This window comes from Nodosilinea nodulosa PCC 7104, assembly GCF_000309385.1.
GTDB classification, from domain to species: Bacteria; Cyanobacteriota; Cyanobacteriia; order Phormidesmidales; family Phormidesmidaceae; genus Nodosilinea; species Nodosilinea nodulosa.
In genome coordinates this window covers 345,448-359,920 of sequence record NZ_JH976537.1, presented here as the reverse complement: position 1 = coordinate 359,920, position 14,473 = coordinate 345,448, and the positions used below count along the sequence as shown (strand labels likewise).

At 59.1% G+C, this 14,473-nt stretch carries 10 protein-coding genes; 5 read left to right on the top strand and 5 right to left on the bottom strand.

Annotation, left to right across the window (positions count from 1 at the left end; translation table 11 throughout):
• Nucleotides 1–412, top strand: a 412-nt coding sequence (locus LEPTO7104_RS32305) for a hypothetical protein (RefSeq protein WP_017296767.1), incomplete at its 5' end; no start/stop codon positions are given.
• Between the two features lie 217 nt (nucleotides 413–629).
• Nucleotides 630–1,829 carry an IS4 family transposase gene (locus tag LEPTO7104_RS0101470; protein ID WP_026072274.1) on the top strand — a complete coding sequence of 400 codons (1,200 nt, stop codon included), beginning with the start codon at nucleotides 630–632 and terminating at the stop codon, nucleotides 1,827–1,829.
• A gap of 30 nt (nucleotides 1,830–1,859) precedes the next feature.
• Here LEPTO7104_RS0101470 and ilvA read toward each other — a convergent pair whose 3' ends face one another.
• The 4 genes from ilvA to LEPTO7104_RS0101450 all read right to left on the bottom strand — a co-directional run bounded on the left by ilvA (nucleotide 1,860) and on the right by LEPTO7104_RS0101450 (nucleotide 6,627).
• Entirely contained in the window at nucleotides 1,860–3,371 is a 1,512-nt protein-coding gene (ilvA, locus tag LEPTO7104_RS0101465; RefSeq protein ID WP_026072273.1) for a threonine ammonia-lyase, biosynthetic, read from the bottom strand.
• Between the two features lie 236 nt (nucleotides 3,372–3,607).
• On the bottom strand, nucleotides 3,608–4,117 hold the full coding sequence (infC, locus tag LEPTO7104_RS0101460) for a translation initiation factor IF-3 (protein ID WP_017296764.1): 510 nt from the start codon (nucleotides 4,115–4,117) through the stop codon (nucleotides 3,608–3,610).
• Nucleotides 4,118–4,385: 268 nt separating this feature from the next.
• Nucleotides 4,386–4,796 (bottom strand): tellurite resistance TerB family protein, encoded by a 411-nt coding sequence (locus LEPTO7104_RS0101455; RefSeq protein WP_040695827.1) that lies wholly within the window; start codon nucleotides 4,794–4,796, stop codon nucleotides 4,386–4,388.
• A gap of 328 nt (nucleotides 4,797–5,124) precedes the next feature.
• Nucleotides 5,125–6,627: a S10 family peptidase gene (locus LEPTO7104_RS0101450; RefSeq protein WP_017296762.1), complete on the bottom strand. Its 1,503-nt coding sequence runs from the start codon at nucleotides 6,625–6,627 to the stop codon at nucleotides 5,125–5,127.
• A gap of 245 nt (nucleotides 6,628–6,872) precedes the next feature.
• On the opposite strand from LEPTO7104_RS0101450, the gene LEPTO7104_RS0101445 reads away from it, so the two are divergent.
• Complete coding sequence (locus tag LEPTO7104_RS0101445; protein WP_017296761.1) at nucleotides 6,873–7,721, top strand: DUF1361 domain-containing protein; 849 nt, start codon at nucleotides 6,873–6,875, stop codon at nucleotides 7,719–7,721.
• Nucleotides 7,722–7,988: 267 nt separating this feature from the next.
• A complete protein-coding gene (locus tag LEPTO7104_RS0101440) occupies nucleotides 7,989–9,521 on the top strand; it encodes an AAA family ATPase (RefSeq protein WP_017296760.1) in 1,533 nt (510 codons plus the stop codon).
• A 57-nt stretch (nucleotides 9,522–9,578) separates the two neighbouring features.
• Here the strand turns inward: LEPTO7104_RS0101440 and LEPTO7104_RS36555 are convergent, their stop codons facing one another.
• Nucleotides 9,579–10,616: a glycosyltransferase family 2 protein gene (locus LEPTO7104_RS36555; RefSeq protein WP_017296759.1), complete on the bottom strand. Its 1,038-nt coding sequence runs from the start codon at nucleotides 10,614–10,616 to the stop codon at nucleotides 9,579–9,581.
• 651 nt (nucleotides 10,617–11,267) lie between these two features.
• Between LEPTO7104_RS36555 and uvrA the strand changes: the two genes are divergently transcribed.
• Nucleotides 11,268–14,345, top strand: coding sequence for an excinuclease ABC subunit UvrA (gene uvrA / locus LEPTO7104_RS0101430; protein WP_017296758.1), 3,078 nt, complete (start codon nucleotides 11,268–11,270; stop codon nucleotides 14,343–14,345).
• Nucleotides 14,346–14,473: the final 128 nt, after the last annotated feature.

Here is a 14,473-nt window from a genome sequence, read left to right as displayed (position 1 = left end):
CAACGACAGCCTGTTTGAGGCCAAGGGCTGGGTCGATTCGGAAACCCTGCGCGATCGCATTCGTCAGCGCTGGGGCCTAACCGAGGGCGATGTGCTCGGCAACGGCCCCGCAGATGTGTTTCAAATTCCGGGGGCCCAGGGCACAGTGGGGTTTATCAGCCAGATGTCGGAGTGCTTCTGCGATCGCTGCAACCGCATGCGCCTGTCGGCGGACGGCTGGCTGCGCCCCTGCCTGCTGAACGAGACTGGCCAGATCGACCTCAAAACTGCCCTGCGCCAGGGTGTTCCCACCGCCGAACTGAAGCGCCAGGTGGCGGAATTGCTGGCGACCAAGCCCGACATCAACTACAAAATGCGCGAGTCGGGTACCACCGGGGCCTACGGGCGCACTATGTCGCAGATCGGTGGCTAGGAGTCTTAGGCAGAGAATTAGGTACTATTCCAGAAGCAGGGGAGCAGGGGAGCAGGGGAGCAGGGGGGCCAGGGAGCTAGGGCGATCTAATCGGGGATCGGTTTAACCTGTGGGTCTTAACGGGTGACAAGGGCCATCAACATCATACGGTATAAGGGTTTGAGACAATGGAGGGGCAAAAAAATAGGGAACCCCAATGCGGCTCCCCCTAATCAATATGTTTCCTGCATTCTACCAAACCACCCTTCGCACCCACCTGAGTGAAGCCCAGTACTTGACCTTGCAGCTGTTGTTGCTATTGCTACAGGCCCACCGACAGGTCAAACTCTCGGTGTTAGCCAGCGTCTTTCCTCAGCCGATTCAGTATCAAAGTCGAAAACGCAACTTACAGCGATTTTTAGCGCTGCCAAAACTTACCCTCAAGGTGCTGTGGTTTCCACTGCTCAAGTATTGGATTCGGCAAGTGCAAACGGGACGGGGGTTGAACCGCGACCAACGCCGCCGTCTAAGAACGCTCAAACATCATCAACATGGCTATTGGATTCTGGCTATCGACCGCACGGAATGGAAAGGACGGAATATCTTCATGGTCAGCGTGGTGTGGGGGACTCACGCCTTACCCGTCTATTGGGAGTTGTTAGGGCAGGCGGGCAGTAGTGACCTAACAACGCAACAGCGACTCCTCAAAACGGCCCTGTCCTTGTTCAAGTCTTATCCGGTGCTCGTGCTGGGTGACCGGGAGTTCCATAGCCCTAAACTGGCGGCATGGTTGGATAAGCGAGGGGTGTTCTTTGCGCTCCGGCAGAAAAAAGCGCTTCATTTCCAAACCGATTCTGAAGGCGGGTACCGTGTGCTCAGAGACCTGGGCTTCCAGCCAGGACAGTCTCGGTTTTATCAGGGCATTTTGTGCAATAAAGGCGATGGCCTTGGCCCCTTTAACTTAGCCGTCTATTGGAAGCGAAAGTACCGCCAAAAGGGGCCTAAAGAGCCCTGGTATATCTTGTCTAATTTGCCTACCTTGGCACGAACCTTAGCGGTCTATCGGTGTCGCTGGGGCATTGAACAGCTCTTCAAAGATTGCAAGACGGGCGGCTATCACCTGGAAAATGCCAAGGTAAATGACTCTCGGTTTTTAGCCTTAGTGTTGCTGATCGCCTTGGCCTACAGTTGGGCCACGATGTATGGGCAGCAGATGAAACACCTCGGGGTAGAGCAGTATGCTGGGCGTATCCAAGAGCACCACGACAAGACGCCTCGCCAGAGTGATTTTAGTCTCGGCCTCTATGGCCATCGCTGGATCTATGCCATGGAATTATGGGCCGACTGGGCGCGCCACCTGATAGCACTCAAACCCCACAAACACCGCTATTTTCAGCGAGGTTTCTATGCTCTATCCCTGATGCAGCAAGCGCTTTAGGTATGTTGTCACCCGTTAAGCCTGTGGGTATTAACCTAAAAACAGCTTATAGGCGGGGTTCTGGTTTTCGTCCCAGTATTGGTAGCCGAGGGTATTGAGAAACTCTTGCCATTGGGTCATCTCGTGGGGCGGTACCTGGATGCCGGCGACAATGCGGCCATAGTCGGAGCCGTTGTTGCGGTAGTGGAACAGGCTGATGTTCCAGTCGGGGCTCATGGCGTTGACGAACTTCATCAGCGCGCCGGGGCGTTCGGGAAACTCGAAGCGGTAGAGCAGCTCGTCGTGGGCTAGGGACGACTTGCCGCCGACCATGTGGCGCAGGTGCATTTTTGAGAGTTCATCGTCGGTGAGATCCAGCGTCTTCAGGCCTTTGGATTCGAATATCTGGGCCATGGTGGCGGCATCGGCCCGACCCTGCACCTCCAGCCCAACAAAGATGTGGGCCTCGTGGTTGTCGGCAATGCGGTAGTTAAACTCGGTCAGGTTGCGGGTGCCGATACATTCGCAAAAGGCCTTCAGGCTGCCCGGCGTTTCCGGGATGGTGACGGCAAAGATGGCCTCGCGGTGCTCGCCGATTTCGGCCCGCTCGGCCACAAACCGCAGGCGATCGAAGTTCATGTTGGCCCCGCAGGCGACGGCCACCAGGGTTTGGTCGGTAATGCCCTCGCGCTCGACGTAGGCTTTTGCGCCCGCGATCGCCAGCGCCCCGGCGGGCTCCAAAATCGATCGCGTATCCTCAAACACGTCTTTGATGGCGGCGCAGATATCGTCAGTGCCCACCAAAATAATCTCGTCCACGTACTGCTGGCAGAGGCGAAAGGTTTCTTCGCCCACCTGGCGCACCGCCACGCCGTCGGCAAAGAGGCCCACCTGGCTCAGCCGCACTCGCTCGCCCGCTTTGAGCGATCGCGCCATGGCGTCGGCCTCGATCGGCTCTACGCCAATGATTTTGATCTCGGGGCGCAGCCGCTTGACGTAGGCCGCAATGCCTGAAATCAGGCCGCCGCCGCCGATCGCCACAAAAATCGCGTGGATGGGCTGGGGGTGCTGGCGCAAAATCTCCATGCCGATGGTGCCCTGGCCCGCAATCACGTAGGGGTCATCGAAGGGATGCACAAAGGTCAGGCCTTTTTCCTCCGAGAGCTGGCGGGCGTGGGCGTAGGCGTCGTCGTAGGTTTCGCCAAACAGCACTACCTCACCGCCCCGCGCTTTTACCGCATTCACCTTCATCATTGGGGTGGTGGTGGGCATCACAATGATGGCGCGGGTGCCCAGCTGCTTTGCCCCCAGCGCCACCCCCTGGGCGTGGTTGCCCGCCGACGAGGCAATTACCCCCTGGGCCAGCTGCTCCGGCGACAGGTGGGCCATTTTGTTGTAGGCTCCCCGCAGCTTAAAGGAAAACACCGACTGCATGTCTTCCCGCTTTAGGAGCAGCCGGTTGTGCAGCCGCGCCGACAGGCTGGGGGCAATATCCAAAGGCGTTTCCTGCGCCACATCGTAAACTCGGGCGGTGAGAATGCGTTCGAGGTAGTCGGTAGGCATTGCGGAGGAAAGCGCGACAGGATAAACCCATATTTTAGAGCGGCGGCGCGATCGCCACGGCGGAAAATTCCAGTTTTGGCCTAGGATTTCGGCGTGAGCAGCACCTTTACCCCCAGCCTGGTTGCCCAGGGGGCCAAAAAACCAAAAAGACCCCTGCCACCAGGGGTCTTTTTGCGAACTGGGGCCAGCGGACAAAGGCTGTCTAGCCGTTGGTAAACTGGCGCACCAGATAGGGCCTAGGCGGGCGACAGAAATAGGGTTAGGGCGCGGTGGTCTAGGGACTGCACCTTGCCTGTTTCGTTCAAGTCCTCGACCACCCGGTTCAGGAGATCGGTGGCGCGATCGCGGTGCTGGTGCTCTCGGCCCCGCAGTCTGACCAAAAATTTAACGGAATCTCCCTTGTCGAGCCACTGGGCGGCCCGCTTGATCCGCAGGGCATAGTCAGACTCGCCGATGTTGGGGCGAAACTTGACTTCTTTTACGGAGGGGCGTGAGGTCTGCTTCTGGCGCTTGTTCTGCTGATACTGAAGCTTGCCGTGGTCCATGATTTTGGCCACCGACGGGCCGTCTTCACTGGGGGAGACGACCACCAGATCGAGCTTGCTCTCTTTGGCCATCCTCAGGGCGTCTCTCGTGTCGATAACGCCTAGGTTTTCACCGTTCTGATTGATCAGCAGAACCTCGGGGTCTCTAATATCGCGGTTGACAATGGCTTTCTGCTTTTTAGCGATAGGACAAATCTCCAAACTCTACAAATACAAAATTTATGTCTACCATAGCCTGTGCCTGCCGCAACGGCATCTTTCTGTTGATAGGTAACGATTTTGCGGCTGCTCAGGTTTGGGCCTGATTGACTGACAAAAGTTCTAGCGCAGGTTGGTGCTGAGCGAAGCAAAACCCAACACCAGCAGCGGTTTTGTTGGGTTTTGCTAACGCTAATCCACCCACGGCAGTATAAGGGTTTCAAGGGGTTTGTCAGTCAACCAGGGTTTGGGCTGGGGCTGGCTGATGGGGCTAGCCGCGATTTTTGATCGTCATGACCTGCACAATTTGCTGGGCCATGGCGTTGGGAATCTCTAGAATGACGCAGAGGTCCTCTAAAAAGGACTGCTCCTGGGGCGTTACCGTGCGATCGGAGAGCACCAGATCGGTGGCGATCGCAAAGGCTGTCTCCCGCAGGTCGGCGGGCAAAACCGCCTTGGCCTGGTTAACCAGCGCCCCCGGCCCCTCCCGCTTCAGGCGCTCTAGCAGGTTGTCGAACAGACGGTGCAGCGCCTCGCTAGAATAGTGGCTAAACAGCGCCATGCGGGCCAGCAGCATGGTCATATCTCGCCCCTCCTGCTCGGCTAGATAGCCGTCGGCGGCGATCGCCACCAGCGCAATGCTGGCCAGGGCTTCTGCCGAGTCCATCGATGAATTGGTCATAGCGGTTTCCCCATAGCGTTGGCTTGCCCGGCGTTTCTCGTCTGGCGTTTCTTGTTCGGTGCTTAAATGGCCCTGGTGCCCCATTTTTGCCCCAAAGCCGTCGGGGGTGCAATCTCCTCGTCAGGAGTCTTTACAGCTAGTCAGCTCAGCACAGCGATCGCATCGGGCAAATTACCTAGCCTTGTGATCAATCTCACCGCTGGCGGTGATAAATCGGCTAGGTTTTCGGGAACCTTCCAGTAATACTAAGGTTGACTCAACTTTAGCCGAGTCATCTACAGGGAACACACAACCAACCGGCAAGCCCGCCAGGGTCTGTCGGTTTTTTTTAGGCGGCCTGTCGGTAAAATCCCTGCATGTCGTCAAACCACTGCCGCCGCGACTCCTCCCAGGTGTAGAACATGTGGCCCCCCTGAAAATGGCGCAGGGTGAGATTGGGGCGCAGTTCGGGGTTGAGGTTCATCAAATCTTTGAGGTGCTCGGAGGAGAAGTAGGGGGTGACCAGGTCGTAGATGCCGTGGGTAATGTAGACCTTCAGGTAGGGGTTGAGGGCCATGCCTGCCCGCAGGTCATCCACTGAACCCACAAACCCCTGGCGGTACTCGCCCTCGGGCAAAAATTCCCAGGCCTTGAACACCTCAAAACTGAGCAGGTTGTAGGTGAGGGTGGTGTTGACTCCCAGGGTAGAGCGCAGGTGGCTGTTGATGGCGCCGGTAAACAGGCGATCGATGCCCTCCAGGGTGGGGTCAGTGCCTTCGTTTTGCAGGCGATCGGGGAACGGATCGATCGCTGTGACCGAGCCATCGTAGAGGCCCAAAATGCGCTGCTGATGTCGCAGCAGCTCGCGGGCAAAGGTCACAATGTCGATGCGGCCCCGGTGCCGCTGCACCAGGTCGGGGGGTAGGCCAATCAGCTCGGCCAGTTGCTGAAAGACCTGCCGCTGGTCTTCGGGGTCGGCGGTGCTGCCCAGGGCCAGCAGCGGAATCAGGCTCTTGCGGGCAAAGGCGGCGGCTTTGGCTCCGTGGGCGGCGGGGCTGTCGGAAGTGGCCACCCGTCCGTGGTAGGCCGCCGTTGCCGCCATCGACGGTATCACCGTGGCCCAGCGGCTGAGGCTGTAGTCGTTGCCCTCCAGCAGCATAAATTCCATCACTGGCGAAATCAAAATCGCGCCGCACAGGCCCACGCCGTAGTCCTGCTGGAGCTTGCGGCAGAGCTTGGCTACCCGAAAGCCGCCGTAGCTCTCCCCGGCAATGAACACGGGCGACAGCCAGCGATGGTGGGCCGACAGATAACCCTGAATGAACTCCCCCAGGGCATTGAGGTCGCGATCGACCGTCCAGAACTTTTTGGCCCTGTCGTCCGCTTTGCCCTCGGGCTTATCGACCTGACTGGCCCTATCGGCCTCTGAGGCCTTGTCGTCGGGCTTGTTTTTGTCCTCGTCCCCGGGCAGGGTGCGGCTAAAGCCGGTACCGAGGGGGTCAATAAACACTAAATCGGTAAAGCTCAGCCAGCTTTCGCCGTTGTCGGCCACCTGCACAGGCGGGCGGGGCAGGCTGCCGTCGGGGTTAAACATCACTCGCCGCGGACCCAGGGCGCCCATGTGCAGGTAGGCCGAGGCTGCCCCAGGGCCGCCGTTAAACACAAAGGTAATCGGGCGCTGGGCCAGATTTTGATCCGCAATGGTGTAAGCCACGTGGAACAGTTCGGCCACGGGCTTGTCGTATTCGTAGAGGGTTTGCCACTGGGCCGAGGCGGTGTAGGGGTGGCTACCGTGGGGAGTCGTCAGCAGGTGCTCGGTGGTGCTGCCCTGGCGCTGGGGATTGTCTGACATGGGGATGCGGGTTAGAAAGCTCCCCTTGTTATAGCGCGGGCACCGGATGCTGAAGGATGCGATTTATTCTGGAAGGCGATCGCCCCTGCGGCCCCTTTCGGCTCCGACAATCCCCTGTGCCCCCTCAAAATCCTCACCCAACATTTAGATTAGGTTAAGTGTGCTTTGACTGTGCCAAGCTCGGTCAATCAACCGATAGGTTTTGATCATCCCCGCTGAGCCAACGCTGCCCCGGATGTACCCCCATGCGATCGCTTCTGCTCGATATTGCCAGCGCCTTTAACAACGTTTACAGCGGCTGGATTTTGTGGAACCTGTTTTTAGCGTTTATTCCCCTGCTGCTCAGCTTTGGCCTGTTTCGCCGTCAGACCACCCCAAAGGGATGGCTGTTGGCCACCTGGCTAGTCATCGGAGCCGTTGGGGCCATAGGGCTGCTGCCACGTCTGCCGCGAGTGGTGCGCGGGTGGGTCAATATTGCCGGTGCCGGAGGCTCTACCGCCCAGCTGCGGCTGCTGTGGCTGCTGGTAGTGATTGTGCTGGCGGCCATCCTCAGCATCAGAATCTTTAAAAAAACACCGACGGCCCAGAGCTGGCTCTGGTGGGTCGGGCTGGTGCTGTTTTTCGCCTTCTTGCCCAATGCCCCCTACGTGCTGACCGACATCATTCACCTGATTCGGGGCACTAGCTCAGGGCAAATTCCAGTCTGGGTGGTAGCGCTGATCTTTATTCCCCTCCACATCGCCGCCATTGGCCTGGGGTTTGAGGCCTACGTCATCTCCATTCTCAATCTGGCTATCTACCTCAAGCAGCACGGCGCCAAGAGGCTAATTTTGCCCATCGAGCTGTTGATCCACGCCCTGTGCGCGGTGGGCATTTACCTGGGGCGTTTTCTCCGCTTCAACAGCTGGGATCTGGTTGTCGATCCGACTGGCGTGATTGCTTACACCCTCGATGTCCTGACCTCCAAACGTCCGGCTGCCGTTATTTTTGTCACCTTTCTGATTTTGGCCAGCCTGTACTGGCTGATGAAGCAGGTCACCCTGGGGCTAAAGCTGCGCATTCGCTACGCCCGCCAGGGCATCGATGTCCTCTAGGGGACTGCGACATGGGTTGATCGGCTGTGGCCGATCGCAAGGGGGTAGGGGGCTAGGACTTTGAGGCGGAAGTTTAGGGACTATTTCTGCGAGCTAGGGAGCGGGGGAGGTAGGGGATAGGGGAGCTGGGGGCGGGGGAGCTAAGGGGGTAGGGGAGTTAGACCATTGGCTTGATTTCTGCCCAGCGGTTCTGGGCGTCCGGATGCCGCCGTGCAGAAAACGTAGACAGAAGCGGGCACATTAGCCCTAGCGTTACTCCGGGCAGCCATGTCTTTTAAAGCCAGCGTGCAGCACTTTCAAACCCTGGTGACCTCCTTTCACCCGGTGGTGGTGATTGATACGGTCGAAGAAGAACGGGTGCAGGGGTTGATTGGCGCCGCCTGCGCAGATATGCAGATGGCGGTGTTTGAGTGGAGCATTGCCCAGGGGCTGATGCGATCACCCGACAGCCCCGACAACCGCTGGCAAAACGAGTACGCGCCCCCTGGGGCCAAGCGCAGCCAGGCCCTGCCCAAGACCACCGAGCCCATCGACATGCTGCGCCACATCCAGGAGATCAGCTTCAAAGCCATCTTTTGGCTCAAGGATTTTGCCCCCCACCTCAAGGATGCGGTGGTGGCGCGGCAGTTTCGAGAAGTCACCGAGCAGTTTTCCCACAACCGCTCGACCCTGGTGATCAGCGGCAGCGGCAACAGCCTGCCCCCCGAAATTGCCCACGACGCCGTGTATTTCGATATCAAGCTGCCCGAACCCGAAGAGCTTTACAATGCCGTTTCCGAGGTGGTGCGGGCCCTCAGGGGTCGGGTCAAGGTTGACCTCACTCCAGAAGACATCCGCGCCCTGGTCAGCGCCCTCCAGGGCATGACCCTGAGCCAAACCCGCAAGGTGGTGTCCTACGCCGCCCTTCAGGATGGTCGCCTCGACGCTGAGGATGTCAAGCGCGTGCTGGAGCGCAAGGCCCGCGTCATCCACGAAGAAGGGCTGCTCGACTACTTTCCGCCCGAGACCAACCTGGCCGAGCTGGGCGGCTTTGAGGGCCTCAAGCGCTGGTTGTGCTACGCCAAAGTTGGCTTTACCCCCCAGGCTCGCCAGTACAACCTGCCCGCCCCTAAGGGCATTTTGATTGTGGGCATTCAGGGCTGCGGCAAATCGCTGGCGGCCAAAACCATTGCCCGCCAGTGGAAACTGCCCCTGCTCAAGCTCGATGCCGGTCGCCTCTACGACAAGTACGTGGGGGAATCCGACAAAAACTTTCGCCGCGCTGTCACCATGGCCGAAACCATGGCCCCCTGCATTCTCTGGGTGGACGAAATTGAGAAAAGCTTGGGGCAGACTAGCGGCGAGGGCGATGGCGGCCTGAGCCGTCGTCTGTTTGGCTATTTTCTCACCTGGCTCCAGGAAAAATCCCAGGAGATCTTTGTGGTGGCCACCGCCAACGATCTGTCGGCGCTGCCGCCAGAGCTGCTGCGCAAGGGCCGCTTCGACGAAATCTTTTTTGTCGATCTGCCCGAAGCCGACGAGCGGCGCGACATTTTGCACATTCACCTAAAACGCCGCCAGCAGGGCACTGAGCAATTTGCGCTGGAAGAACTGGTCGTGGCCACCGAAGGCTTTAGCGGAGCCGAGATCGAGCAGGCGGTGATCACCGCCCACTACCGCGCCCTGCACGAAAACCGCCCGGCCGACACCGCCCTGCTGATTGCAGAAATCAAGGCCACCGTCCCCCTCTCTGTCACCCGTCGGGAAGACATTCAGCGGCTGCGGGCCATGGCCCAGGAGCGATTCGTGGCGGCCCGCTAGGGGTGGAGATAGATCGCTCTCAGGCCCGGCCTCAGCCCAATCTAGGGCAACCCTGGGTCAGCTGGTTTTGAGCGATGCCCCGACCAGAGAGCGTCGAAATCCTAGCTTGGCCATGGGACCGGGCTTGGCGTTGGGTTTGCGGACTAGAAAGAGATCGACCGGGGGAATTAGCAATCCGGGATCGAAGGCTGCGGCTCGGAGCAACAGAGCGATCGCGTTCTGCATGCGTCTGGTCACCTGCCATCGGCAGTAGGCGGCCTTCCAAACATCCTTGCGAAACACTCGGTAGGCGGCCCGGCGCAGCGATCGAATTTGTTGATTTGACAAATCGTTCGATTGCAGCAGATGCTCAATCCGCATGCGGTAGTGGGACCAGCCAAACCAGATGGTGGGCAAACTGACGAAGTTGCCCGGCTCTCCGGTTACCTCAACGCGCTCCAAGAGCCCGTTGCGAACCATTTCGGAGTCGGTGACGGTCTCGGTGACCAGGCCATCGGGGAGGGTGGCGATCGCCCCCAGGGTCGAGAGCTTCATCACAAAGGCATCGGCATCCAGAGGCTCGTCGCGGGCCTCTAGTTCTAGATGATCTAGGGTGGAGCGGCGCATTAACACCTGGGGCAGTCCGCCGGGCCAGGTGACAAACATGTTGCGAAGATACTCTCCCCGCGCTTCGATGGTAAAGGCCGACCGCGACACGCTGCCAATACTCACCCGACCATCGGCCTCCCGCTTCACAATCGACGAGGTGACGGCAATGACCTCAGGGTGCTCATCCATCACCTGCCCCTTGATCAGCAGGTTGCCAGGCATCATTTCCTCATCGTCAAAGAGGATAGAAACGTAGTCCCCTGTCGCTGACCTGAGAGCCGTCATGAAATTTTGAATTCTGGGCACCCGCATGGGCTGCCGAACGACACGTACTGCGGCATACCCCGGCTCTGCCAGCACGGCCTGGGTATCGTCATCGCTGCAATTGTCGATGACGACGATCTCCAATTCCCCGTCAACCGACTGACTGAGCACGCTATCGATCGCCTTCCTCAGCTTGCCCGAGCGATTTAACGTAGGAATAACAACAGAGTACTTAGGCAACATTTTAAAAAACGCTCCAAAGAGTTCGATATTTTAATCGCAATACACCTGCTTTTATCTGTAGTGACACAGACAAAAGCCTATTTTCGTCAGTTCATCTCAGCTCAAGCCAGGCACACTGCTCAAAAGTCGCTGCAGTCGCACACCCTAGAAGCTATTTTTTCTTTTCAAAAAAGAATTAGACTCTCTCTGACAGACGCATTTCACACCCGCTGCAACGCGTCCGTCAGAGCTTCGCTAGAGAGAACCAGATCTCAGCCCACGGCACAATTACATGCCAGTAGACAGCCGCCAGAGAATTAAACTCCTTATGTAGTCAAAGACAAAGTAGCCAAAAACAGTAAAATTGATCTCTGTGAAATTACTTAGCCGTCATTCTTACCTGTTATCGCTACGTTTTAACCGCTGGTACAGCTAATCAACACGCTGGCTTCATCGTTTAGATCACTTGTTTAAAGGAATGTACGGCCACCCCTTCAGGGTTTCCCCGAAGAATAAAAGTTTTGAGCTTGCGGATCCATGCCGCTGGTTGGGTTAAGGTTTTGGCCCCTAGAGCCGCGTGGCGGATAACCGCGATCGCCTTTCAGGTCAACTGAGAGCACCCCCCATTAACAAGTGTTAAATTGATAAAGCGTTGTCACTAAGCTCCCAGACATGCCCAAATCGGACGCTTCCGCTAAAAAAACCGCTTCCCGCAACGGTCGAGCGTCTAGCCAAGACAATACCACCCCAGGGCTGGCCCACCACCACGCCGCCATTGACGACAACGTAATCCGGATTCGGGGTGCCCGTCAGCACAACCTGAAGAATCTAGATCTGGAGATTCCCCGCAATCAGCTGATTGTGTTCACCGGGGTTTCGGGTTCTGGCAAGTCATCGCTGGCCTTTGACACCATTTTTGCCGAGGGCCAGCGTCGCTACGTTGAGTCGCTCAGCGCCTACGCCCGCCAGTTCCTTGGCCAGGTCGATAAGCCCGATGTGGACGCGATCGAGGGCCTCAGTCCGGCGATTTCTATTGACCAAAAATCGACCTCCCACAACCCCCGCTCTACGGTGGGGACGGTAACGGAGATCTACGACTACCTGCGCCTGCTCTACGGCCGCGCCGGAGACCCCCACTGCCCCCACTGCGATCGCAGCATTTCGCCCCAGACTATCGACCAGATGATCGACCGGATTATGGCGCTGCCCGATCGCACCCGCTTCCAGGTTCTCGCTCCCGTGGTGCGTGGCAAGAAAGGCACCCACAAGAAACTCTTGTCTAGCCTGGCCTCCGAGGGCTTTGTGCGGGTGCGGGTGAACGGCGAAATTCGCGAGCTGACCGACAACATCGAGCTCGACAAAAACTACAGCCACAATGTAGAGGTGGTGGTCGATCGCTTGGTCAAAAAAGAGGGCCTGCAAGACCGCCTGGCCGACTCTCTGCGCACCTGCCTGAAGCGCTCCGAGGGCATCGCCGTGATTGAGATTCTGGCGGAGAAGCCCCAGACCGCCGAGGCCCCAGCCCCCGACAGCAATGTGGTGTCGATCTCCAATCGCCTGCCCCAGGCCGCCGAAGAGGAAGGCAGCTACGGTCTGCCCAGGGAGATGCTCTTTTCCGAAAACTTTGCCTGCCCCGAGCACGGCGCGGTGATGGAGGAACTGTCGCCCCGCCTGTTCTCCTTTAACTCGCCCTACGGGGCCTGCCCCAACTGCCACGGGCTGGGCAGCCTGCGGACGTTTTCCGCCGATCTGGTGGTGCCCGACCCGACGCTGCCGGTGTACGCGGCGATCGCCCCCTGGTCTGAAAAAGACAACACCTACTACTTCTCGCTGCTCTACAGCGTCGGCCAGGCCTTTGGCTTTGAGATCCAGAGCCGCTGGAACCAGCTCACCCCGGAGCAGCAGCACATCGTGCTCCACGGCAGCGAGGAGAAAATCTATATCGAGTCCGACTCCCGCTACCGCGATCGCAAGGGCTACCACCGCCAGTACGAAGGGGTGCTGCCGATTCTAGATCGCCAGTACAAAGAATCCACCTCCGAGCTGCACAAGCAAAAGCTGGAAAAGTACCTGATCGACCAGACCTGCGAAGTCTGCCACGGCACCCGGCTCAAGCCCGAGTCCAATGCCGTGCGCATTGGCCCCCACTCGATTAGCGACCTCACCAACGTCTCCATTCGCGAGTGCCTCAAGCGCATTCGCACCCTGGTGGGCGAAGAGGGTGACGCCCCAAAACTCTCGGCCCGGCAGCTCCAGATTGGGGCGCTGGTGCTGCGCGAAATTCGGGCCAGGCTCCAGTTCATGATGGATGTGGGGCTGGACTACCTGACCCTGCACCGCACCGCCATGACCCTCTCCGGCGGCGAGGCCCAGCGCATTCGCCTGGCCACCCAGATCGGCTCGGGCCTCACGGGGGTGCTCTACGTGCTGGATGAGCCCAGCATTGGCCTGCACCAGCGCGACAACGATCGCCTGCTCAACACCCTCACCCGCCTGCGCGACCTGGGCAACACCCTGATCGTGGTCGAGCACGACGAAGACACGATCAGGGCCGCCGACTACCTGGTAGACATTGGCCCTGGGGCGGGCATTCACGGCGGGGCGATCGTAGCCGAGGGCGACCTCAAGACCCTGATGACCGCCAAGGACTCCCTGACTGGGGCCTACCTATCGCGGCGGCTCTCCATCCCCACCCCGGGGTCGCGGCGGCCGGGCAACGGGCGATCGCTCAGCCTCAAAAACGCCCACCGCAACAACCTCAAGCACCTGGACATCGACATTCCCCTGGGCAAGCTGGTGTGCATTACCGGCGTCTCCGGCTCGGGCAAATCGACCCTGGTCAATGAGCTGCTCTACCCCGCCCTGCAGCATCACTTTGGCAGCAAGGTACCCTTCCCCAAGCACCTGGACAAGATCGACGGGCTAAAGGCGCTGGACAAGGTGATCGTGATCGACCAGTCGCCGATTGGCCGCACGCCCCGCTCCAACCCCGCCACCTATACGGGCGTGTTTGACGTCATCCGAAACCTGTTTACCGAAACCATCGAGGCCAAGGCGCGGGGCTACAAGGCCGGTCAGTTCTCCTTCAACGTCAAGGGCGGCCGCTGTGAGGCCTGCGGCGGCCAGGGCGTAAACGTGATCGAGATGAATTTTCTCCCCGATGTCTATGTCCAGTGCGAGGTGTGCAAAGGAGCGCGCTACAACCGCGACACCCTCCAGGTCACCTACAAGGGCAAAAACATCTCCGACGTGCTGAACATGACCGCCGAAGAAGCCCTCGACTTTTTCCAAAATATTCCCCAGGCGGCCAGTCGCCTGCAAACCATGGTGGATGTGGGCTTGGGCTACATTCGCCTGGGGCAGACCGCCCCCACCCTCTCCGGCGGCGAGGCCCAGCGCATGAAGCTGGCCTCGGAGCTGGCCCGCCGCTCCACCGGCAAAACCCTCTACTTAATCGATGAGCCCACCACCGGGCTTTCGTTCTACGACGTGCACAAGCTGCTGGATGTGGTGCAGCGCCTGGTGGACAAGGGCAACTCGGTGCTCACCATTGAGCACAATCTAGACGTGATTCGCTGCGCCGACTGGATTGTGGATCTGGGGCCGGAGGGGGGCGATCGCGGCGGCGAACTGATTGCCCAGGGCACCCCCGAGGAGGTGGCCCAGGTGCCCGGCTCCTACACCGGCAGCTACCTGGCCAAAGTGCTGAAGCAGCACCCTCCGGCCGATACAACGGCATCGGTTTCTTAGCCCAGAGGGTTCAGCCGCAGCGCTCTGGCTGGGGCAAAACCGTCCACAGACAAAACCCTTCGCAGTGGGGAATCGACAGCGGCTTGGACCCGCTCTTCCGCCAGCTATAGCAATAGCCACCTTGGCTA